Annotated in this window: 18 protein-coding genes; 7 read left to right on the top strand and 11 right to left on the bottom strand. The window is 51.8% G+C overall.

The features are described 5' to 3' along the window. Positions 1 to 41 precede the first annotated feature (41 nt). On the top strand, positions 42 to 872 hold the full coding sequence (locus tag A6301_RS16745; protein ID WP_234258298.1) for an N-acetylmuramoyl-L-alanine amidase: 831 nt from the start codon (positions 42 to 44) through the stop codon (positions 870 to 872). On the opposite strand, the gene A6301_RS16740 is transcribed toward A6301_RS16745, so the two are convergent. From A6301_RS16740 to A6301_RS16725, 4 genes are all read right to left on the bottom strand, one after another. Further along, complete coding sequence (locus A6301_RS16740) at positions 869 to 2,305, bottom strand: DUF2867 domain-containing protein (protein WP_234258297.1); 1,437 nt, start codon at positions 2,303 to 2,305, stop codon at positions 869 to 871. The genes A6301_RS16745 and A6301_RS16740 overlap by 4 nt on opposite strands. Positions 2,306 to 2,462: 157 nt before the next feature. Continuing rightward, a complete protein-coding gene (hcr, locus tag A6301_RS16735) occupies positions 2,463 to 3,488 on the bottom strand; it encodes an NADH oxidoreductase (RefSeq protein WP_234258296.1) in 1,026 nt (341 codons plus the stop codon). 138 nt (positions 3,489 to 3,626) lie between these two features. Continuing rightward, positions 3,627 to 5,279, bottom strand: coding sequence for a hydroxylamine reductase (gene hcp / locus A6301_RS16730; RefSeq protein ID WP_234258295.1), 1,653 nt, complete (start codon positions 5,277 to 5,279; stop codon positions 3,627 to 3,629). A 189-nt stretch (positions 5,280 to 5,468) separates the two neighbouring features. Next, a complete protein-coding gene (locus A6301_RS16725; RefSeq protein WP_234258391.1) occupies positions 5,469 to 6,368 on the bottom strand; it encodes a lysine exporter LysO family protein in 900 nt (299 codons plus the stop codon). A gap of 310 nt (positions 6,369 to 6,678) precedes the next feature. Between A6301_RS16725 and A6301_RS16720 the strand changes: the two genes are divergently transcribed. Further along, entirely contained in the window at positions 6,679 to 8,343 is a 1,665-nt protein-coding gene (locus tag A6301_RS16720) for an ATP-dependent endonuclease (protein WP_215482512.1), read from the top strand. A gap of 112 nt (positions 8,344 to 8,455) precedes the next feature. On the opposite strand, the gene cspD is transcribed toward A6301_RS16720, so the two are convergent. Continuing rightward, positions 8,456 to 8,677, bottom strand: coding sequence for a cold shock-like protein CspD (gene cspD / locus A6301_RS16715; protein WP_005967383.1), 222 nt, complete (start codon positions 8,675 to 8,677; stop codon positions 8,456 to 8,458). A gap of 547 nt (positions 8,678 to 9,224) precedes the next feature. Between cspD and clpS the strand changes: the two genes are divergently transcribed. Then, on the top strand, positions 9,225 to 9,545 hold the full coding sequence (gene clpS / locus A6301_RS16710) for an ATP-dependent Clp protease adapter ClpS (RefSeq protein WP_005967385.1): 321 nt from the start codon (positions 9,225 to 9,227) through the stop codon (positions 9,543 to 9,545). A 29-nt stretch (positions 9,546 to 9,574) separates the two neighbouring features. Continuing rightward, complete coding sequence (gene clpA / locus A6301_RS16705) at positions 9,575 to 11,848, top strand: ATP-dependent Clp protease ATP-binding subunit ClpA (protein WP_107169762.1); 2,274 nt, start codon at positions 9,575 to 9,577, stop codon at positions 11,846 to 11,848. A gap of 126 nt (positions 11,849 to 11,974) precedes the next feature. Here the strand turns inward: clpA and A6301_RS16700 are convergent, their stop codons facing one another. From A6301_RS16700 to trxB, 6 genes are all read right to left on the bottom strand, one after another. Continuing rightward, positions 11,975 to 12,355, bottom strand: a complete 381-nt coding sequence (locus A6301_RS16700; RefSeq protein WP_205542174.1) for a VOC family protein — start codon at positions 12,353 to 12,355, stop codon at positions 11,975 to 11,977. Between the two features lie 262 nt (positions 12,356 to 12,617). Beyond that, the gene (infA, locus tag A6301_RS16695) at positions 12,618 to 12,836 is read right to left on the bottom strand and encodes a translation initiation factor IF-1 (protein ID WP_002211347.1); all 219 of its coding nucleotides are present in this window, start codon (positions 12,834 to 12,836) and stop codon (positions 12,618 to 12,620) included. Positions 12,837 to 12,949: 113 nt separating this feature from the next. Then, positions 12,950 to 13,654, bottom strand: a complete 705-nt coding sequence (aat, locus tag A6301_RS16690; RefSeq protein WP_215482486.1) for a leucyl/phenylalanyl-tRNA--protein transferase — start codon at positions 13,652 to 13,654, stop codon at positions 12,950 to 12,952. Positions 13,655 to 13,688: 34 nt separating this feature from the next. Beyond that, positions 13,689 to 15,410: a cysteine/glutathione ABC transporter ATP-binding protein/permease CydC gene (gene cydC, locus A6301_RS16685; protein ID WP_370642255.1), complete on the bottom strand. Its 1,722-nt coding sequence runs from the start codon at positions 15,408 to 15,410 to the stop codon at positions 13,689 to 13,691. Between the two features lie 17 nt (positions 15,411 to 15,427). Beyond that, positions 15,428 to 17,194 carry a cysteine/glutathione ABC transporter permease/ATP-binding protein CydD gene (cydD, locus tag A6301_RS16680; protein ID WP_234258293.1) on the bottom strand — a complete coding sequence of 589 codons (1,767 nt, stop codon included), beginning with the start codon at positions 17,192 to 17,194 and terminating at the stop codon, positions 15,428 to 15,430. A gap of 236 nt (positions 17,195 to 17,430) precedes the next feature. Further along, positions 17,431 to 18,393, bottom strand: a complete 963-nt coding sequence (gene trxB / locus A6301_RS16675; RefSeq protein ID WP_205542182.1) for a thioredoxin-disulfide reductase — start codon at positions 18,391 to 18,393, stop codon at positions 17,431 to 17,433. Between the two features lie 583 nt (positions 18,394 to 18,976). Here trxB and lrp point away from each other — a divergent pair. The 3 genes from lrp (at position 18,977) to lolA (ending at position 23,856) form a co-directional block, all read left to right on the top strand. Next, entirely contained in the window at positions 18,977 to 19,471 is a 495-nt protein-coding gene (gene lrp, locus A6301_RS16670) for a leucine-responsive transcriptional regulator Lrp (protein ID WP_005967536.1), read from the top strand. Between the two features lie 114 nt (positions 19,472 to 19,585). Beyond that, positions 19,586 to 22,996, top strand: coding sequence for a DNA translocase FtsK 4TM domain-containing protein (locus A6301_RS16665; RefSeq protein WP_215482483.1), 3,411 nt, complete (start codon positions 19,586 to 19,588; stop codon positions 22,994 to 22,996). A 248-nt stretch (positions 22,997 to 23,244) separates the two neighbouring features. Further along, a complete protein-coding gene (gene lolA, locus A6301_RS16660) occupies positions 23,245 to 23,856 on the top strand; it encodes an outer membrane lipoprotein chaperone LolA (protein ID WP_137740443.1) in 612 nt (203 codons plus the stop codon). The last annotated feature ends 2 nt before the right edge of the window (positions 23,857 to 23,858 follow it).

Here is a 23,858-nt window from a genome sequence, read left to right as displayed (position 1 = left end):
AACGATAGGTGGCGGAAAATCAGCACAATAGCGGAATAACAATGTTGAAATGGGCGAGTTGCATTGCGTTGGGGCTGTTGGCGGGGTGCCAATCTGTCTCTTCCTCGTTGCAGGAACAGAATAATTATGTGCTGGAGACCGCATTGCAGTCGCGTGCTCAGGAATCTCGTATCCGTTTTTTGGTGATTCACTACACGGCAGAAGACTTTGCCACCTCGCTGAATATTCTAACGGACGAGCACGTCAGCGCTCATTATCTTATTCCTGCACACCCTCCATTACAGCACGGCAAGCCGCTCGCGTGGCAATTGGTACCCGAATCTCAGGCTGCCTGGCATGCGGGAGCCAGTAGCTGGCGCGGGTTTAGCCGATTGAATCATTCCTCGATCGGTATTGAGATCGAAAACGCGGGTTATCAGCGCACCTTGACGGGCTATACGTGGGCGCCGTTCACCGGCTCGCAGATTCAGCTCGTGACCGCGCTCGCCCGCGATATTGTCGAACGTTACCAAATTGCGCCGCAGAACGTGGTGGCGCACAGCGATATTGCTCCACAGCGGAAACAAGATCCCGGGCCACTTTTTCCCTGGCAGGCGTTAGCTCAGGCGGGCGTTGGTGCCTGGCCGGACGCACAGCGCGTGGCGTTTTATTTGAATGGACGGCAGCCGATGCAGCCAGTAGATGAAGCCGCGCTATTGGAAAAGCTGGCGCGTTATGGTTATTCGGTGCCGGAAACGATGACGGCGCGTGAAAAGCGGCAGGTGATTGCCGCTTTTCAGATGCATTTTCGACCTGATAACTATCAAGGTCAGCCAGACGCGCAGAGTGAAGCGATTGTCGACGCGCTGCTGGAAAAATACGGCAGCCGCTAAACCGTTTCCTTCTCTGCTAATGTCGCAATACGCGCCGCCATGCCACGGAAGATAAACAGGTGAGCGGGCATCATCAAAAACCAGTAGACCAGTCCGTTAAATCCAGAAGGATGCCAGCGGGCGCGGACATCCACGGTTCGATGAGTGCCTTTGTCCGTGATAGTAAAGTTGAGTTTCCCCAGCCCCGGTGCTTTCATGCCGAATAGTAGCACCAACTGACGCTGCGGTTTGATCGAAATAACCTTCCAGCCGTCAATCTTGTCGCCCACTTCCAGCGTCGGGCGATCGGGGCGTCCATAAGTCACGCCGTTGCCGCAAAGATCGTCCAGCCGGGCGCGGATGTTCCACAGTGTATTCGCGTAAAAATAGCCTTCCTTCCCGCCGACCTGCTGGATGACTTGCCAGAGCGACTGACTGGAGGCTGACGTCTCCATCGTATGGCCCGCCTGTTTAGGGTAAAAGCCGTAATTTGGCTTCCAGCGCGCGCGGACTTCGGTGTCATCTCCCCAGTCGGCCTGCTGTACGCTCTCCATTTCGCTTTGCAGCGTGAGGCGTACGGCGTCATCAAAGCTCATCAATTGTTGTGGAATCAACGTCTGTAGTGCGTGCCCATCGGCCTGTAAATCGTGCTTTAACCCTTGAATCAAGGCGCGGGCGATGGACGGGGGAACCGAGGTCACCAGATGCAGGAACCAGACAGACACCAGATGCGTTGGCATAGGAACGGGGATCAGCAATCTGCGTTTGCCGCTGATCTGAATGAAGCGTTCGAACATGGTTTGATAGCTGATGTATTCGGGGCCTGCGGCATCCATGATGCGATTTTCTGTCGCCGGGTGATGCACGATGTCGATGAGATAAACCAGCAGGTTTTCCAGCGCAATCGGCGACGATTTAGAGCGCACCCAGCGCGGCGGCGTCAGTATGGGCAGGTTATAGACCATATCGCGCATGATTTCGAACGCTGCCGACCCGGCGCCGATAATAATGCCCGCGCGTAGCTCCGTGACGGGAATGCCGCTACTGCGTAATACATCACCCGTGATCTGGCGCGCCAACATGTGCGGTGAGGTGTCATCTTTCGCCTGAAGCGAGCCCAGATAGATAATCTGTTTTACGCGGCTGGAGGCCAGCGCCAGCAGAAGATTCATGGCAGCCATGCGCTCTCTGGCGACGAAATCTGCGCCGTCGCCCATGCTGTGCACCAGATAATAGAGCGTCTCTGCGCCCCACAGGCCATCAGGCAGGCTTTCTGGCTTGGTGAGGTCAACCTGCTGGCAGTCAACGCCTGGCCAGTTACGTGATGCAAGGGATTCGGTATTCCGACCAGCAGCGATCACTCGGTTGCCCTGCTTGCTCAATCGCTCGGTTAAATGGCGGCCAATGTAGCCAGTTGCGCCCAGAATCAGGATCGGGGCTGAAGGAGATGTCATGCGCCAGCGGCTCCACAGCAAAATATAACCATGGCTTACTATAACGGGGAAAAAGAAGAAAGTGAGGAAAAGTGTGCGGCAACAGGGGGATATTTAACACGACCTACCTGCCCGATAGCCGTCGCTATCAGGCAGAAGGGGGTAAAACGGGAGGGGATCAAGCCAGAACGGTATCGCCTTGCAACTGGCAGCTACAGGCCAGAACATAACCTTGCTCAATCTCGGCAGGCGTCAGCGTCATGGTACTGCTGGTGGTGTAATTGCCAGACAGCACACGGGTTTTACAGCTCCCACAAACACCGGCGCGACAGGCGGCAAGAACCTGCACCTTATTCGCTTCGAGTGCGGCCAGCAGGCTGATACCCACCGGTACACGTAGGTTCTTCAGCGGACGGCTGATGGTTAGCGTGAGTTGGTCGGCATCTTCATCCACGACGTCATCCGTCGGGCGGAACTGCTCTTTAAAGATACGGTTGGAAGCCACGCCAAGCTGCTGACTCAGGGTTTCAATCTGGTTCATGTATGGCGCTGGGCCGCAGGTCATCACGGTGCGGTTGGTGATATCCGGCACACGTTCGACCAGTAGGTCACCGCTGATACGTCCGGCAAGGAAACCGGGCGCAGCGTCAAATTCTGCCATCAGCGTAAGATGCAGTTGCTGCGAATAACGCTGCACCAGATCTTGCCATTCGTTGGCGAAAATCACCTGCTGCGGGTTGCGTACGTTGAAGATAACGTGGATATCGGTTTGCGGTTTGTTTGCCAGCAGCCAGCGGCACATCGACATAATCGGCGTGACGCCACAGCCTGCTGCGGCCATCAGGTAGCGATCGCTGACTGCGTTGGTACAGGTAAATTCGCCCTGAGCATCGGACAGCCACAGATAATCACCGACTTTTAGCGTTTGAGTCAGCCAGCGGGAACCGACGCCGTCATCCAGCCTTCTCACCGTCAAGGTAATGAAACGGCTGAGGCCCGGAGAAGATGAGATCGTATAAGCCCGTAGCGTCTCCTCGCTGTTAGCAATGCTGACAAGTGCATATTGACCCGGCTGATACGGATAAAAATCATGATTAACCAGTGATATCGTCCAGACATCCGGCGTTTCCTGGGTAATCGAGTGCACCTGCATGCGGTTAGAACAAAGCGGTGTCGGCCCAGCGTGTGGTACTGGCATCGTCATAGTCAATCTCCATAACAAACGGATACGGTGAAGCGTGTAAAGATAGCGGCCCATAAAAAAGGGGCTTAGCGTGAGGCATCAATGCTGATACCTCACGCTGCGTGACGAGGAACGCGCTCCTCCGTCCGCATTGATTTATCAAGCGGCCAGAATGGTGTTCATGTCTTGTTCAACGGTGGTAATCGCCCGCATACCGAATTTGTCGTTCAGAATGGCAAGCAGATTGTCCGTCAGGAAGCCCGGTGCAGTTGGCCCGGTGTAGATGTTCTTCACGCCGAGAGACAGCAGGGTAAGCAGGATGACAATCGCTTTCTGTTCAAACCATGACAGCACCAGACTCAGTGGCAGGTCGTTGACGCCACAGCCTAATTTTTCCGCCAGTTTGACGGCCAGAATAATGGCCGCGTAGGCATCGTTACATTGGCCGACATCCAGCAGACGTGGCAAGCCTTCCAGCGTACCGAAGTCCAGTTTGTTGAAACGGTATTTACCGCATGCCAGCGTCATGATCAGGCAATCTTGTGGAACGTTCAGCGTGAAGTCGGTGAAGTAGCTACGTTCTTCACGGCTGCCATCACATCCGCCAACGAGGAAGACGTGGCGCAGTTTTTTCTGTGCAACCAGGTCGATCACCGTATCGGCTGCGCTCAGCAGCGTTTCACGCCCAAATCCGACGGTGATCATGTGCTCGATTTCGCTGTACGGGAAGCCAGCCAGACCCTGAGCCTGTTTGATAACCGGGCTGAAATCGTCACCTTCCAGATGGTTCACGCCCGGCCAGCCGACGATGCTGCGCGTCCAGATACGATCGCCGTAGTTACCTACGTTAGGATCGATAATGCAGTTAGACGTCATGACGATCGCGCCAGGGAATTTGGCAAACTCAGTCTGTTGGTTCTGCCAGCCGCTGCCGTAGTTACCTGCCAGATGCTTGAATTTTTTCAGCTCTGGGTAACCGTGTGCCGGCAGCATCTCGCCGTGTGTATAAATATTCACGCCGGTGCCGTCGGTTTGCTCCAGCAGCATGCGCAGGTCTTTCAGATCGTGACCAGAAATCAGAATGGCTTTACCGGCAATCGGACGCACGTTAACAGAAGTCGGCTGTGGGTGGCCGTAAGCATCGGTTTCGCCCCGATCGAGGATTGCCATGACGTTGAAGTTCATTTTACCGATGCCCATCGCGTTGTTCAGCAGGGTATCGACATCGGCTGGCTGCGTGCCCAGCCACGCCATGAAAGCATGATATTCGGCATAGAGTGCGTTGTCATACTGACCGAGAACGTGGGCGTGCTCCATGTAGGCTGCTGCACCTTTCAGGCCGTAGAGGTTAAGCATACGTAAGCCGTGAACGTCATCACCGATGATGGCTTTATCGCTATCCAGCGCAAATTCTTCCGCCTGTTGCAGTAAGGTCGGAATATCGTTGCCAGCGAGTTGCAGTGCCGCCATTGGGTGATCGACGGTTGCCGTGGCATCGTGCAGACGGCAGCGAACCGCCAGCGATTCGCGCAGAGTGATGGCTTCCTGTGCGTAGCCAATAATACGTTGGGAATCGAAGTTAACGTTGGTCAACGTAGAGAAGAAGGCGCGTGGCGCAAAACTGTCGACATCATGATCGATAATACCCAGCTCGCGTGCTTTCAGCGCCCAGGCAGAAAGCCCTTGCAACACAGCGACCAGCAGGTCTTGCAGATCGGAGGTTTCTGCGGTTTTACCGCACATGCCCTGCGCGTAAGAGCAGCCGTTTCCAACAGGGGTACGAATCGTTTGTTCACATTGCACACAAAACATAATGACTTCCTTTTTTTAAGTTGCATTTAAAATGCTTGTTTAAAGCATAGTGTCAGCCGAGGCAGGTAAAAAGGCTTTTTTACTGCAACTTTAGGTAAATTTGATTTAGCGCAATTTTGATGATGGGCAATGAAAATCACTCTCAATCACGGCCCATAAACGAGAGTGAAAACGGTAAAGCGTAGGCTCTTATGAGGTAAAGAACGCCATCAATATGGGGGCGGCGAGGCTTAATAAAAAACCGTGTACGATAGCAGCTGGAACGATATCGACCCCCGCGCCGCGCTGTAAAACGGGCAGGGTGAAATCCATCGATGTTGCGCCGCAAAGACCCAATGCACATGAGCGATTGCGCTGCGCCAAGGTCGGAATCAGCATAATTGCCAACAGCTCGCGGGCCAGATCGTTGAAAAATGCCGTACTGCCGATGACGGGCCCGAGGGCGTCGGTCAGCAGAATGCCAGATAACGAATACCACCCGTAGCCGGATGCCATCGCCAGACCCGTTTTCAGCGGCAGTCCCAGAAGCCACGCGGCAAGCAGGCCGCCACCGAGTGCGCTGATACCGACGATGAGCGCAATGACCAGCCCGCGACGGTTTAACACGATTTGGCGCAGCGTCATTCCGCTGTTACGCAGTTGAATACCGACCAGAAATAGCAGAAAAATCAGCGCGTACTCACTGCCTTTGCTGGCGTAGGCGAATCCTGACCATTGTGTTAATCCCAGTAAAAATCCACCGCAGACGACGCCGCAGAGCGTGAACGATTCAAGAATCATACGCAGGCGGGAAAATGGGGCGGCGTTTTTAAATTTACTGTGCCATACGCTACGTTTTCCCCACAGCCACAGTGCAATGCCGTTTGCGGCGAGAATGCAAAATGCGAAGACGGCCGTGTAGCGAAAAATCAGTAACAAATTGCTGCTGAGATCTTCCAGAAAAGCCAGGCTCATTCCCATCAAAAACAGAATAACGTACACCATCCAACCCAGTAGTTGGTTAACCCACTGTAATGCTTTTTTGGCATGTAGCGGCACCAGATAGCCAATGATGAGCGGCAGTAAAATAATTAACAATCCTGAATACATCACAGAATCGGCGTCCTTACGCGAGAAAAATGGTGTTAACCCGTATGTTAGCGTTACCGGGGTTGTTGTTATCAGACCATGGGGCTTTCTTCTTCATTTCTACCCCGACAAATGCTGGCTCGGAGGAAACGTAAACCGTGAGTGGGCAACCGTCGTGGGATTCATCGGCTACACTTGGCGGGAAGAAACACGATAATCTATTAAAATTAAACAAATTATCGGGGTGAGTAAAGCGTTGTTTGGCAGGATATTCTGCATGATGGCTATCCTGACAGCAGAAAACCGTAGGCAGTCGCTACAGGAGATATGGATGCATCTGGAAAGTATTGAAATCCTGGGATTTCGGGGAATCAATCGTCTGTCGCTGGTACTGGACGAAAATAATGTGCTGATTGGTGAGAACGCCTGGGGGAAATCCAGCCTGCTGGATGCCCTTTCGCTGCTGCTGGCACCCACATTACCGCTTTATCATTTTGATATGCAGGACTTTCACTTCACGCCGGGGGATGAAAACAGTCGGGAAAAGCATCTTCAGGTTATTTTCACCTTTTGTGAGACAGCCCCTGGTCATCATCTCTCTCCTCGTTATCGCTCGCTGGGCCCTGTTTGGGTTGAGGGCGATGCGTCGCTACACCGCGTTTTTTATCGGCTTGAAGGGGAAGTAGACGAAAGTCAGTCAGTTTTCACGTGGCGCAGCTTTCTGGACGCCGACGGGCACCCGATACCGCTGGATGATATTGACGAACTGGCCAGAGAAATCATCCGCCTGCATCCGGTGTTGCGGCTACGCGATGCGCGCTTTATGCGGCGTCTGCGTTCTGGGACGTTGGCGGCGACGTTAGATAACAGTAATGAAAAACTGGCTCAGCAGTTTGAGCAACTGATGCGAGAGCTGGCGCAAAATCCGCAGAAATTGACGGATAAAGAGTTGCGTCAAGGCTTAGTGGCGATGCGGCAACTGTTGGAACACTATTTTTCCGAGCAGAATGCCACGGGTAACGACCGCCGTCATCATCGTCATGCGCGAACACACAATGGTAAATCGTGGCGATCGCTGGACAATATCAACCGCCTGATTGCCGACCCCAATAGCCGTAGTCGCCGGATTATTCTGTTGGAGCTATTCTCCACGCTGTTACAGGCAAAAGGGTCCGTAGCGTTGCATCCTCATGCTCGTCCGCTTTTGCTAATTGAAGACCCGGAAACCCGCCTGCACCCGATCATGCTGTCAGTCGCCTGGGGGCTCCTGATGCAACTGCCACTCCAGAAAGTGACGACGACCAACTCTGGGGAGTTGCTGTCTCTGGTGCCGATGGAGCAGGTGTGTCGTTTGGTGCGGGAATCTTCACGCGTTGCAACCTATCGGATTGGTCGTCAGGGAATGAGTGCTGAGGACAGTCGACGTATCGCTTTTCACATTCGTCTGAATCGACCGGCTTCGCTTTTTGCCCGTTGTTGGCTGCTGGTGGAAGGGGAGACAGAAGTCTGGATGTTGAATGAGCTGGCACGCCAGTGTGGTCATCATTTTGAGGCGGAAGGGGTGAAAGTGATTGAGTTTGCCCAGTCAGGCATCCGGCCATTGTTGAGATTCGCACACCGTATGGGAATCGAATGGCATGTGCTGGTCGATGGCGATGATGCAGGGAAAAAATATGCGGCGACGGCGAGAAGCCTGCTATCTGCACAGAATGAGAGCGAACGCGATCATCTGACCGTCTTGCCTGCATCAGATATGGAGCACTATATGTACCGCGAGGGATTCAGTCAGGTTTATCACCGTATTGCGCAATTGCCGGAGAAAGTACCGCTGTCGATGCATAAAATCATCATCAAGGCGATCCATCGTTCATCCAAGCCTGATTTGGCGATTGAAGTCGCGCTGGAGGCGGCGGCAATGGGCAGCGATGCAATCCCTCCGCTCATTCGTAGCATGTTCTCTCGTGTGCTGTGGCTGGCGCGTGGGCGGGCCGATTAATATTATGCCAAGATAAAAATGCCGTTCAGTATAGTGAACGGCATTTGTCGCATTATATTTTTTACTGTTTAGCGTCGTGTATTCTGAGTAGAAGTGTAGGGTGTGGAAGGAATCAGGATATGGCCTCGACGATTTGTGGGACGATCAGGCAAGCATGATTGCCTTTCGGCCCCTGATGTACGTCAAACCTGACAACCTGTCCGGCTTTTAGCGTTCGGTAGCCATCCATCTGAATAGTTGAGTAGTGTGCGAAGATATCGTCACCGCCCCCTTCTGGACAGATAAAACCAAACCCTTTGGCATTATTGAACCATTTAACAGTACCTGTCTCCATGCATTGACATCCTTCGCAAGAGTATTCTTTTTCAGTAAGGTGTGGTTATTTGGTTACTACGGATACGAATTGATTAAAACCCCATCAATTCATCCGTACACTTTAGTGAAATCGATCTCGACGTCAAGCAATCTACCGTGGGGTAGGTGAGGGAGTTTGTCAAAGTTTGATGCAGATAACGCTATTGCCTTACCCGCGAGCGCGGGGTGTAATCAAGATATTGAGTGTTGGCCTTGAATTTTACTTTCTGGGAACCATTTATTCCCTCAGGTGGTAAAATAAAAAGTAGACGTGCTACTGTGAATGTAGAGATACCTGTAATGTCGATCGTTTAAGGATCGAGATACCGGGGCTACCACGGAGCGAGGCATCCCTACGGGAGCCTCATCCCCGTGTTTCCCCCTAAAACCAGACTTAAATGGCCAACATTAAGAGATACCCGTCATCTTTCAAGTCGCAGGTGCGCCTTTCCTGCTTCTCTGATTTATTGGTAATAAACAGACCAATGTCGTGAGTCACGATATTCGTTACATGATGTGGATAGAGAATGGGAAACAACAGCACGTGGTCACAATCTGAGAACCTGACCGCTGATAAACAGAAAGAGAAATTGCAGCCGCCATCCATGTATAACGTGGTGTTGAATAACGATGATTACACCCCGATGGAATTTGTTATTGACGTTCTGCAAAAGTTCTTTTCTTATGATATTGAACGTGCCACACAGCTTATGTTAACTGTGCATTATCAGGGTAAAGCAATTTGTGGCGTATTCAGCGCTGAAGTGGCTGAGACCAAGGTCGTACAAGTCAATCGTTATGCCAGAGAAAATGAGCACCCGCTGCTCTGTACGCTGGAAAAAGCCTGAAGTCAGGCGATTTATTGGGAGAGGTGCCTATGCTCAATCAAGAACTGGAACTCAGTCTCAACATGGCTTTCGCCAGAGCGCGTGAGCACCGACACGAGTTTATGACCGTGGAGCACCTGTTGCTGGCTCTGCTCAGTAATCCTGCCGCGCGTGAAGCGTTGGAAGCCTGTACGGTAGATTTAGCCGCACTGCGCCAGGAGCTGGAAGCCTTCATTGAACAGACCACACCAACATTACCGCAGAGTGACGATGAGCGCGAAACTCAGCCGACGCTTAGCTTCCAGCGCGTATTGCAACGCGCCGTCTTTCATGTGCAGTCTTCTGGCCGCAGTGAAGTGTCAGGTGCCAACGTTTTGGTCGCCATTTTTAGCGAACAGGAATCTCAGGCCGCCTACCTGCTGCGCAAGCATGACGTTAGCCGCCTGGATATTGTGAACTTTATTTCTCACGGCACGCGTAAAGAAGAAACCGATCAGGCGCCAAACCCTGAAAGTCCCGTCAATGAAGAACAGGCAGGAGGGGAAGATCGTATGGAAAACTTCACCACCAATCTGAATCAACTGGCTCGCGTTGGCGGTATCGATCCGCTCATTGGCCGGGATAAAGAACTGGAGCGCACGATTCAGGTGTTATGCCGCCGCCGTAAGAATAACCCGCTGCTGGTTGGCGAGTCCGGTGTTGGCAAAACCGCCATTGCTGAAGGGCTGGCCTGGCGTATTGTGCAAGGTGATGTACCTGAAGTGATGGCGGAGTGCACCCTGTATTCACTGGACATCGGTGCGCTGCTGGCCGGCACCAAATATCGCGGTGACTTTGAAAAACGATTCAAGGCGCTGTTGAAACAGCTGGAGCAGGATAAAAATAGCATCCTGTTCATTGATGAAATCCACACGATTATCGGTGCGGGTGCTGCATCCGGTGGTCAGGTTGATGCCGCAAATCTGATTAAACCGCTGCTTTCCAGCGGCAGAATTCGCGTCATTGGATCTACCACCTATCAGGAGTTCAGCAATATCTTTGAAAAGGATCGGGCGCTGGCGCGTCGTTTCCAGAAAATCGATATCACTGAACCTAGCGTGGAAGAAACGATCCAAATCATCAATGGTCTGAAGCCGAAATATGAGGCTCACCATGATGTTCGTTATACCTCGAAAGCCGTTCGTGCGGCGGTAGAACTGGCGGTGAAATATATCAATGACCGCCACCTGCCGGATAAAGCCATCGATGTGATTGATGAAGCGGGCGCGCGCAGCCGTCTGATGCCAGCCAGCAAACGTAAGAAAACGGTCAACGTGAGTGATATCGAATCCGTTGTCGCGCGTATCGCCAGAATTCCAGAAAAAACGGTTTCTGCCAGTGATCGTGATGTGCTGAAGAACCTCAGCGATCGCCTGAAAATGCTGGTGTTTGGACAGGATAAAGCCATTGAAGCGCTGTCTGAGTCTATCAAAATGAGCCGTGCAGGATTGGGCCAGGAGCGTAAACCGGTAGGTTCCTTCCTGTTCGCTGGCCCTACGGGCGTCGGTAAGACGGAAGTGACGCTGCAATTGGCGAAAGCGCTGGATATCGAGCTATTGCGCTTTGATATGTCCGAATACATGGAGCGTCATACGGTCAGCCGCTTGATTGGTGCGCCTCCAGGCTATGTCGGCTACGATCAGGGCGGTTTGCTGACGGATGCGGTGATCAAACATCCTCATGCGGTGCTGTTGTTGGATGAGATCGAAAAAGCGCATCCCGACGTCTTTAACCTGCTGCTACAGGTGATGGATAACGGTACGCTGACGGACAATAATGGCCGTAAAGCGGATTTCCGTAATGTCATCGTCGTTATGACCACTAACGCGGGCGTGCGCGAAACACAGCGTAAGTCCATCGGTATCATCCATCAGGACAACAGTTCGGATGCGATGGAAGAGATCAAGAAAGTGTTTACGCCGGAATTCCGTAACCGCCTGGATGGTATTATCTGGTTTAACCATTTGTCGACCGACGTTATCCAGCAGGTTGTTGATAAATTTATCGTTGAACTTCAGGCGCAGCTGGATGCGAAAGGCGTATCGCTGGAAGTCAGTGATGAAGCGCGTAACTGGTTGGCGGAGAAAGGCTACGATAAAGCGATGGGTGCCCGACCTATGGCGCGCGTGATGCAGGAAAGCCTCAAGAAACCGCTGGCCAACGAGCTGCTATTTGGTTCGCTGGTGGATGGGGGCTCTGTCACGGTGGAACTGGATAAAGAGGCGCAACAGCTGACGTATGGCTTCCAAAGTGCGCAGAAGCGTAAAGCGGAAAGCGTTAATTAATCGATACTGCGTGTTGTCTAAGAGGGATGCTGATGCATCCCTTTTTTATTGGGTGCGCCGACGACAATTGATATCTATTGTTATAGAACATCGGGAGCAATGAACCCAGCTACAGGTCTCCTCTGGTTAGGAAATATTGCTTGTATCCGTCGCGCAGACTCTCAATCGGTGCCCATCGGGATCTATGGCAACAAAGGTATAACCGAACTCAAGATTGATTGGTTCGAGTGCAAACTTTACGCCTAATTCTTTCCATTCCTGATATATCGTGTCTACATCATCGGGGGTGACATCGGACAGGCAAATTTCAAACCCACCAAATTGGGCTTGAGGTTTTGGATCAATTCCTGATTTAGACTGAATGCCTAAAATAAACTCGGGGGAGAGGGGGAAAACAGAGAATTCTTCGTAGGTTTCTAACGGTTCTGATTTTAATATTTTCTTGTAAAATTCAGTGCTTAATGAAACATCTTCAACATAAATGATTAAGCTATTTGGTTTAAACATGTCACGTCCTTATATGAGCATTTCATCAATCGTATCGTTAATTTATATCCATACTAACTATATGCCAATTATTTTTGAAAAATAGAGGGTTTTATTTGGCGCGATCGTTTGATCAGGATTGAAAGGCGATGGGCAAGATGACGTTAGCGTGAAGGTAGGGACGGAAAATATCCCAAAAAACAAAAGCCCTTGCCATGAAGGAAAGGGCTGGAGAAGGAGTCACATCCTCATTTATCGCTGTTATCAGCGATGAGCGAACCGGTTAACGGCTGCGGAAGACAATGCGGCCTTTACTCAGGTCGTACGGGGTTAACTCTACAGTGACTTTGTCACCCGTCAGGATGCGGATATAGTTTTTACGCATTTTACCGGAGATATGAGCGGTAACCACGTGCCCGTTTTCCAATTCAACGCGGAACATGGTGTTGGGCAGCGTATCAAGCACGGTGCCTTGCATTTCAATATTGTCTTCTTTGGCCATCGAATCCTCTAGGTCTAACTACCTTTATTTTTTAACCGCAAGATAATGCCGAAAAACCGACATTATGTAAAGAAGCGTTCACGTTTGGAGCGTTATTTACCCGGTTTCCTTTGTCACTCTGCCGGTTCTGCAAGCTGTTGTGGTAACCAGCAGCCCTCATCGACAGCGATATCCTGCCACTGGGAAAGCAGTTGCAGAAAGCGATCTCGGGGAATTTCACTCACGCCCAGTGAGGCGGTGTGGGAATTTAACACCTGACAGTCAATCAACTGACCGCCATGGCGAATAAAATGCTGCTGAAACACCAGCAGCGCGTATTTTGAGGCGTTATCCATGCGGCTAAACATTGACTCGCCGCAAAATAATCGACCTTGTTCAATACCATATAACCCACCAACCAGTGCGCCATTGTGCCACACTTCGACGGAATGTGCTTTCCCAACCTGATGAAGCTGGCGATAAGCTGAAATGATATCCGGCGTAATCCAGGTGCCATCATGATGTTCGTGTGCACAAGCGTGAATGACATCATCAAATGCCTGATTTAGCGTGGCGATAAAAGCGTGGCGCTTCAGAAATTTTTTCATACTACGGCTGAGGTGAAATTCGCCGGGAAACAGGACTGCACGCGGGTTCGGAGACCACCATAAGATCGGTTCTCCGGGGGAGAACCAGGGAAAAATTCCCTGTCGGTAGGCCGCTTTTAGCCGGGGAACAGAGAGATCGCCGCCAATGGCCAGCAGGCCATTGGGGTTATCTAGCGCATGGTTCGGGTCAGGAAACTGAAGCGAGTGAGACGATAGCTGATATAGGCGCATGCTTTTCAAACGTTGTGTTGCAACGACGCTTGCCTTAAACGTGTTGGCGGAATTGCCAATAACGACCTTGTTGTGCCATCAAAGCCTGATGGCTGCCCTGTTCGATCACGTTACCATCGTCCAGAATACAGATGCGATCCATTGATTCTAAACCGTATAAGCGGTGGGTAATAACGATCAGCGTCTTATTGGCACAGTGCTCACGGAGCAACTGTAGAATACGTTTTTCTGTTTCTGCGTCTAGCCCCTCGGTAGGTTCATCCAGCAGAACTAATGGTGCGTCGTGTAGTAATGCACGAGCTAAAGCAATGCGACGCTGCTCACCCCCGGAAAGCTGACGACCGCCTTCTCCCAGCCAGGCATTCAGCCCCTCGTTTTCTAGCAATTTTTCTAACCCAACTTGTTGTAACACCTCTGCCAGTTTTTCGTCCCGTGCAGTCGGTGCTGCCAGTAACAGGTTCTCACGCAGCGTTGCGCTGAAAATATGTACGCGCTGTGGTACGACACTCATCATGGCGCGAAGATCGCCTTCCTGCCAATTAGCAAGCGGGTGCCCATTGAGCGTAATGTCCCCGTATTCACAATTCCATGCCCGAGTCAGCAATTGTAATAGCGTCGATTTTCCGCATCCGGTGCGCCCAAGCAATGCCAGGTGTTCGCCTGCTTGAATCGAGAGCGTGATATTCCGCAGCACGGGCTGTGGCTGGCCGGGATAAGTGAAGCCGACATGTGAGAGTTCGAGTGAGGCCGTGCGCGATGTCTCTGGTCCACGGTCAGGGAACGTGACGTCGATGGGCTGGTGAATAATTTGATCGACCCTAGCGGCGGAAGCAATAACTTGTCCCATATGCTGGAAGGCTACTGTGACGGGAGCCAGCGCTTCGAAGGCGGCAAGTGACGCGAACACGAACAGGGCGATGAGTGCACCGGGTTGTGGGTTGCCGCCAACACCATCGGCGGCGAGCCACAGAATCAGCGTAACGGTTAGCCCACTGCATAAAATCATCACCGCCTGAGACAATCCAGTAAGATTGGCCTGCTGACGCTGGCGACGCAGCCAGTTAATTTCCACCAGTGCCAGCTGTTGACGGACACGATCGAGTGCGCCAAAAACGGTTAACTCCGCCTGACCTTGCAGCCAGGTGGTTAACTGAAGACGGTATTGTGCACGCAGTGCGGTCAAATCCTGCCCGATGCCGTTACCTGCGCGGTAAAACAGAATAGGTAGACAGAGTAAGAGCACCAGCATGATAGCCCCAAGCGTCAGAGCTAATGCAGCATCAATGAAACTCAGACCGTAACAGACGATGAGAATGACGACAAAGGCGCTGACAATAGGCGAAATAACACGAAGGTAGAGGTGGTCAAGTGTATCAACGTCCGCCACGAGTCGGTTTAGCAGCTCAGCCTGACGAAACTGTGCCAGCCCGCCGGGAGAGAGCGGCAGAATGCGAGAAAAGGTGAAAACGCGCAGACGCAGCAGAACACGGAAGGTTGCATCATGGCTGACGACTCTTTCGCCATAACGTCCGGCGGTACGCGCGATAGCGGCACCCCGCACGCCTGCGGCAGGGAGCATATAGTTAAACGTGAGTAACCCGACAATACCTGCCAGTGCGGCTCCCGCGAGAAACCAGCCGGATAGGGCGAGCAAACCGATGCTGGCCAGCAAAGTGGCGATTGCCAGCACCACGCCCAAACTTAAGCGCCAAATATGCTGACGATAAAGTGCCAGAAAGGGTTTTAATACTCGCATCGTTTTTATCTGAGCCATTACAGCGCCCCCTGTCGTTGTGCCAGCAGTGCCGCGAAGGGGCCTGCCTCGGCGCGAAGTGTTTGATAATCCCCCTGCTGAACCAGTCGACCTTCTTCCATCACCCAAATTGCGTCATAGTCGGTGATATCGTTGAGCTGATGCGTGACCAGTAGCGTGGTCTGAGAACGTGCTGCTGCGTTCAGCGCGCTCATAACCAACTCCTCGCTGTGGGCATCAAGGCTGGCTGATGGCTCATCCAGCAGTAATAAGTTGCAAGGGTGGATAAGGGCACGGGCAACGGCGACGCGTTGCGCCTGCCCGACGGACAAGCGGGCAGCGCCATCACCGAGCGTTGTTTCCAGACCCTGTGGGAGTTGCGGCAAAAATTCCTGTACATACGCGTGTTCAATCGCATATTGCAATTCCAAAGGACTGGCCTGCGGATTACCCAGCAGAATATTGCTGCGCAGCGTTGGTTCTGGTAAATGGGGATTTTGCCCGACCCAGCTCAACTGTTTCCGCCACGATTCAGACGTAAGTGAGTTGAGTGCTTTGCCATTGACGGTTAATGAACCGCGATAGGGCAGGAACCCTAATAGCGCATTAAGCAGAGAACTTTTTCCTGCTCCGCTGATACCGACTAACGCGATACGTTCGCCTGCGCGGATATCGAATGTTAACGGTTGGGTTAACGGCGTGCCATTGGGGGCGAGGACAACCAGATCTTCAGCGCGGACAGCAATGGCGGTATCGCTGCTGAATTTATATGTGCCAAAGCCTACTGATTCGCCTTCCTCGGCTAAAAAGGTTACCAGGGATTCCGCTGCGCCAATAGCTTGAGCTTTGGCATGGTAAAAGGTGCCGAGATCGCGTAAAGGTTGAAAGAATTCCGGTGCCAAAATAAGGACGAGAAAACCGGCGAAGAGCGTCACGCCCATTCCATAATGACCAAAATCGAGTTCTCCGAGATAAGAGAAACCGAAATAGACGGCGACAACTGCGATAGAAATGGAGGCGAAAAATTCCAGCACGCCCGAGGAGAGAAATGCCATGCGCAGCACTTCCATGGTACGGCTACGGAAATCTTCGGAGGCATGGCGGATTTGTTCGGTTTCAGCCTGGCCGCGATGAAACAGGCGTAGCGTTTCCATTCCGCGCAGGCGATCGAGGAAGTGTCCGCTTAGGCGAGCCAACGCCAGAAAGTTACGCCGGTTGGCATCCGCTGCGCCCATACCGACCAATGCCATAAACAAAGGGATGAGCGGTGCGGTGAGAAACAGAATCAGCCCTGCGGCCCAGTTGATCGGAAAGAGGGTGATCAAAATAAGCTGCGGGATCAGCGCGGCAAGATACATTTGCGGTAGATAGCGGGCGTAATAGTCCTGCATATCATCCACCTGCTCAAGAATCATCGTTGCCCAACTACCCGCGGGTTTACCCTGAACCCAGGCCGGGCCGAGCTGCTGTAATCGATCCAGTACCAGCTTACGAATATGCTGTCGAACCGCTTGCCCGCAAAGAAAGCCGACACGCTCGCGTAACAGGCTATTAAGCGCACGCAGAATAAAGGTGGCGATCAGCAGAAGGAAAGGAGAGAACAGGGATTCTCGGGGGGCATGCTCGATGATCAAAGCGTGGAGCAGAGTGGCTAAGAGCCAGGCTTGTGCGACGATTAGCGCGCCGCTCAGGAATCCGAGCAGCAGTGAAAGCCGTAACCAACGTTGTGCCAGCTTACTTTGCTGTTTCAGCCAAGCGGTTAGTTCTTGCTGTCTGGTTTTTTTCATCGGGCACCAGTTCGTTATGTTGCAGAAGTAGACTTAACAGAAAATAACGCTTATGTAACTGTTAGGTAACAAAATTATCTTCTATCATGCAGAATGTCGTCATGTTACCGCGACAGGGACGCGCTGAAAACGAAAAGGAGAGGTGAAATCGGTGAGACGATCAATTTTTGTGTTGCGGCAGGCAAATCGGAAGGAAGAAAACGGAACGGCTGCTGCCGCTCCGTTCCCGCATCGTACTATTTGCTGATGGTGAGCCCATCCAGGTAACGTTCAGCATCCAGCGCAGCCATACAGCCTGTACCGGCCGAGGTAATGGCTTGACGGTAAATGTGATCCATCACGTCGCCTGCGGCAAAGACGCCAGGAATGCTGGTTTGTGTCGCGTTGCCATGAATACCGGATTGCACTTTGATATAACCGTTTTCCAGTGCCAGTTGGTCGCCAAACACGGCGGTATTCGGGCTGTGGCCGATAGCGATAAACACGCCAGCCAACTCAAGCTCTTCTGCCGCGTCGCTCTGTGTATCGCGGATACGCACGCCGGTTACGCCCATATCATCACCCAGCACTTCGTCCAGCGTACGGTTAGTATGCAGGATGATGTTGCCGTTTTTAACTTTGTCCATCAGACGGTCGATCAGAATCTTTTCTGAACGGAACGTCTCGCGACGGTGAATCAAATGCACTTCCGCAGCGATATTAGACAAATACAGTGCTTCTTCTACGGCGGTATTCCCGCCGCCAACGACGGCAACTTTCTGATTCCGATAGAAGAACCCATCACAGGTTGCACAGGCGGAAACGCCTTTGCCTTTAAACGCTTCTTCAGACGGCAGGCCAAGGTAGCGAGCCGATGCGCCCGTAGCGATGATCAGTGCATCACAGGTGTATTCGTCGCTATCGCCAAATAGACGGAATGGACGGTTCTGCAAATCAACACGTTCAATATGATCAAAAATCACGTCGGTATTGAACTTGGTCGCATGTGCGTGCATACGCTCCATCAACAGCGGGCCGGTTAAATCGTCGGCGTCGCCTGGCCAATTTTCAACTTCAGTCGTGGTCGTCAACTGACCGCCTTTTTCCATACCCGTGATTAATACTGGCTGTAAATTCGCGCGTGCAGCATACACTGCGGCAGTGTAGCCAGCTGGGCCTGAGCCCAGAATCAATAACTTGTGATGTTTAACGGTACCCATGCTTTCCTCATTTCATGACGGCGAATGATGTTCATATAACCAGCCTTTACGACCAACTCGTTTCTTTAACGACGAACATATCTACCACGAACAATGAGAACGATTGTAAGGAAATTACAAGAGTAAAAAAAGTATGCAGAAAAGTTGCTAGCTATTTGTTTAATCGTTAATGGCGATGGAGATAATAAATTGCTGAAAAATCAGCCACATTCATAAGTAAAATGATTGAACCCACCTCGGAAGATGGCTCTGGCTTATCGAATCTGGCAGTTTCTTCTGATTTTCGTTGTTTTACTTTGACAATCGGCTGTGCATTTGCGAAAACATCTGGGTAAGAGGAAATTTTTTGTATGTGAACAGTTAAAAGCTCGGCTTTTTATTCGTTTTTGCGCAGGCAGGCCTTTAGGCCACGGATATGACGTGATGGCCTTCTTCGTTGGTTAGTAATACGTGGGGCGAGAACGGGAAGTTAATGACTGTTGATAGACAAAATAAGCAGCGTGTCTTCTTTAAGGGTAACTCTGATACATGAGGTCTATCGGGGTAAAGCGGGGGCAGGGAAAAGTGAAGAGAGACAATAATAATGGTAGACACTAAAAAGCGACCAGGAAAAGATCTCGATCGTATTGATCGTAACATCCTGAACGAATTGCAAAAAGATGGGCGTATTTCCAATGTCGAGCTTTCCAAACGTGTTGGGCTGTCGCCGACACCGTGTCTGGAGCGTGTGCGCCGTCTGGAAAGACAGGGTTTCATTAATGGCTACACAGCGCTGCTAAACCCGCATTATCTGGATGCGTCACTGCTGGTTTTTGTTGAAATAACGCTAAACCGTGGTGCGCCTGATGTGTTTGAACAGTTTAATTCTGCGGTGCAGAAGTTGGAAGAGATTCAGGAATGCCATCTGGTTTCCGGCGATTTTGACTACCTGTTGAAAACGCGAGTTCCGGACATGTCCGCTTACCGTAAACTCCTGGGCGAAACGCTGCTGCGTCTGCCGGGTGTAAACGACACCCGTACATACGTGGTGATGGAAGAAGTGAAGCAAAGTAACCGTCTGGTCATTAAGACTCGATAAACGCGTGGGTGCAAAACCCGATAAATTCAGCTACACTCCTGTGAATTTATACAGTCCCAGCGCCGGGTTTTCTCGGCGCTTTGTCATAAACCTTACAGGCCCCTGGAGAGACTCTTGAGCCAGGAATATACAGAAGATAAAGACGTTACCCTGAAAAAACTCAGTGGAACACGTCGTTTGCTTGAAGCGATTTTAATCGTTGTGGCACTTTTTGCGGTTTATCTCAGTGTCGCATTGCTCAGTTTCAGCCCTTCCGATCCCAGTTGGTCGCAAACTGCGTGGCATGAACCTATCCATAACCTTGGTGGTGTGGCGGGTGCCTGGTTGGCCGATACGCTGTTCTTTATTTTTGGCGTTCTAGCCTATGCTATTCCGCCGATCATGCTATCCCTGTGCTGGGCGGCTTTCCGTCAGCGTGATAACCATCAATCTATTGAATATTTTACTTTTTCGCTTCGTCTGATTGGAACGTTGGCGCTAATCCTGACTTCTTGTGGTCTGGCTGCGCTGAACATTGACGATCTCTACTATTTTGCTTCCGGTGGCGTATTGGGAAGCCTGTTGAGCAGCTCAATGATCCCGCGTTTTAACAGCATGGGCGCGACGCTGGTTCTGTTGTGCGTGTGGGGGGCTGGGCTAACGCTGTTTACTGGCTGGTCATGGTTAACCATTGCCGAAAAAATTGGCGCTGGAGTGTTGGGCTGTCTGACGTTCATGTCAAACCGTTCACGTCGCGATGAAGAGTATCGTGAAGAAAACGATCGTGAAGAGGATGAGAGCGATGTGCTTAACCTGCATCACGATGACGCATCAGATGAGGCGACAACACAACTGCGTGATGACGATGACGTCCTGTTTTCTGCACCTTCTGTTGCTAATGCCGTACACGATACGATGGCAGATCGCACGATAGAAGAGGTATCACCTTCAACGGAAAACGTGCCAGCCGCTACACAACCGATACTCTCAGCAGAAAGGCCCGCGGCAGCATTGTCTGACGCACCATTGTCTGGCACGGTGTCGCCAATTGTCCCCTCTGAGAGCGACTCGACGCCGACGCTGTATTCGTTTGAGGTTCCTGAACCGCCTATAACGACGCCAGACCCCCATGGCAGTGCGTCTATTCCTTACGGGAATGCTTACGAGAATCATGTTGTACCGCCGATCGTAACGCCATCAGTGATTCAACCGTTTGCTGAGCCAGCACAATCTGCACGCGATACCGATTTCAACGCGAATAACACCTTTATGCCGGCGTTTAGTGCTGATGCGGATGATAACCCGCAGATTAAACGCGGTGTAGGGCCGGAGCTGCCGCGCCCTAATCCGGTACGGATTCCTACTCGCCGCGAACTGGCGTCATATGGAATAAAACTACCGTCGCAGCGGCTGGCCGAAGAACAAGCAAGGTTACAGGCTCAGAGCAATAGCGCAGAGACGGAATTGACGAACGACGTGTATCAGGAAGAGACACCGGATGATATCGCCCTGCAAGAAAATGCGTTACAACAAGCGTATTTGGAGCAGCAGCGTCAGCGTTATGGCGACGAGTATCCGTTACAGGAAGACGATGAAGACGCACTCCTACAAGCGCAGCTAGCCAGCGATTTCGCTGCACAGCAGCAGGCTCGTTATGACGCCCGCGCGTCACAGCCTGATGAGATAACGCCTGTACCGACAGTATCGCCTGCGGGCAGTGAGTCGGTTCGTCCAACACCCGTGGCACCACATAACGCCTTTTCGTTTTCGCCGTTTAGTGTAGAGAATGAGCGCGAATCTGAACCGCATGTTTTTAGTGAGTCCCCGTATTCACCGCCGTCTTATCGCCCAGAACCCGCGCTTCCGCCGATGCATGCTGGTGAAGATGAGGACGACGACGATGAGCACGCTCCGCTGATGTTTGGCCAGCCTGTGCAACCGCCGTCAGCGCCTGTTGAGGCTGTAAAACAGGAAAATGCGGCGGCGCCAGCGCATCATCCGGCAATGGATGGCCTGATTCATCCGTTCCTGATGCGTAACGAACAACCGTTGCAGAAGCCAACTACGCCACTGCCAACGTTGGACTTGTTGACCCCTCCACCGGCAAGTGAAGCACCTGTTGATAATTTCGCGTTGGAACAAACCGCTCGATTGATTGAAGCGCGTCTGGCTGATTTCCGGGTAAAAGCGGATGTCGTTGACCACTCTCCAGGGCCGGTTATCACGCGCTTTGAACTAGACTTGGCTCCGGGTGTTAAAGCCGCGCGCATTTCGAATCTATCACGCGATTTGGCTCGTTCATTATCGGTTGTCGCGGTGCGTATTGTTGAGGTGATTCCCGGTAGGCCGTATGTCGGGCTGGAATTGCCGAATGCGCATCGCCAGACCGTTTATCTGCGAGAAGTGCTGGACTGTGACGCGTTCCGGGATAATCCTTCGCCGTTGTCGATCGTCTTGGGGAAAGATATCGCGGGTGAACCCGTGGTTGCCGACCTGGCGAAAATGCCGCACCTGTTGGTTGCCGGTACCACAGGGTCGGGTAAGTCGGTCGGCGTCAATGCCATGATCATCAGTATGTTGTATAAAGCCACGCCGGAAGACGTGCGCTTTATCATGATCGACCCCAAAATGCTTGAGCTCTCGGTGTACGAAGGCATTCCACATTTGCTGACGGAAGTCGTAACCGACATGAAGGATGCCGCAAATGCGTTACGTTGGTGTGTTGGCGAAATGGAGCGCCGCTACAAGCTGATGTCGGCGCTTGGCGTGCGTAATTTGGCGGGATACAACGAGCGGGTCATGACGGCAAATGCGATGGGACGTCCGATTCCCGATCCGTTCTGGAAGCCGGGCGACAGTATGGATATGACACCACCAGTGCTCGAAAAGCTGCCATATATTGTTGTCATGGTCGATGAATTTGCCGACCTGATGATGGCGGTAGGTAAGAAGGTTGAAGAACTGATTGCTCGACTGGCACAAAAAGCGCGAGCTGCGGGTATTCACCTGGTACTGGCGACGCAACGTCCTTCAGTTGATGTGATCACCGGGCTTATCAAAGCGAACATTCCGACGCGTATCGCGTTTACCGTTTCCAGCAAGATCGATTCACGGACTATCCTCGATCAAGGGGGCGCTGAATCGCTCTTGGGTATGGGAGATATGCTGTATATGGCCCCTAACTCCTCGATTCCCGTCCGCGTGCATGGCGCTTTTGTACGCGATGAGGAAGTGCATGCCGTGGTCCAAGACTGGAAAGCGCGGGGTCGCCCTCAATATATCGATAATATCGTCAGCGGTGGCGATGATGGAGAAGGTGGAAGCCTCGGCCTTGATGGCGATGAAGAACTCGATCCACTGTTCGATCAGGCGGTAGAGTTTGTGGTCGATAAGCGCCGCGCATCCATTTCCGGCGTACAGCGTCAGTTCCGAATTGGCTATAACCGCGCTGCGCGAATTGTTGAGCAAATGGAAGCGCAGGGCATCGTCAGTTCTCCTGGACATAATGGTAACCGTGAGGTACTGGCGCCACCATCAATGGAATAACAACACGGTATCCGTTGACATCACTCCATCATAAGGGCTGCGTGTGCAGCCCTTATGCAAAGAAGCGTAAAAGCGCTAATAAGCAGATAATTCACCTATCACTGTCCGAGTGGGTTCAGATAACATAGATTCATAAATCACAGTGCTTCACAAGTAACCGTGATCTACAAAGAACATCGACGCAACATTAAGCGTTTGGCCTTGATAGACAAGGCCTGTTATATCAGGAAATTCAAAGGATTATGCGTATGAAAAAGTGGTTAGCTATCAGTTGCCTGATTACGGGAATGACGTCAACCGCTGTCTATGCGGACGCAGCAAAAGATTTGCAGGGGCGCCTTAATAAAGTAAACAGTTTCCACGCAAACTTCAGCCAGACCGTCACCAGCGCGGATGGCGCAGCGGTGCAGGAAGGAGAAGGTGAACTGTGGTTAAAACGCCCTAACTTATTTAACTGGAAAACAACATCACCCGATGAAAGCGCATTGATTTCTGACGGAAAAACACTCTGGTTTTACAATCCGTTTGTTGAGCAGGTCACGGCAACCTGGTTGAAAGATGCAACAGGCAACACGCCGTTCATCCTGATTACGCGTAACGATACCAGCGACTGGGATAAATACGATGTGCTTCAGAAAGGCGATGATTTCGAACTTACGCCGAAGTCAGCCAGCGGCAATCTAAAGCAGTTCGCGATTAATGTGACGACAAACGGCACGATCAAACAATTTACCGCGACGGAACAAGATGGGCAACGCAGTACCTATGTGCTGAAAAATCAGCAAAACGGCGCTGTTAATGCCGCTCGGTTTACGTTTACGCCACCGAAAGGCGTCACGCTGGACGATCAGCGTCAGTGAGG

Origin of the sequence: Pectobacterium sp. IFB5596, from assembly GCF_021432585.1 — a bacterium.
Classification (GTDB): Bacteria; Pseudomonadota; Gammaproteobacteria; order Enterobacterales; family Enterobacteriaceae; genus Pectobacterium; species Pectobacterium punjabense.
This window is presented reverse-complemented; position numbering and strand designations above follow the sequence as displayed.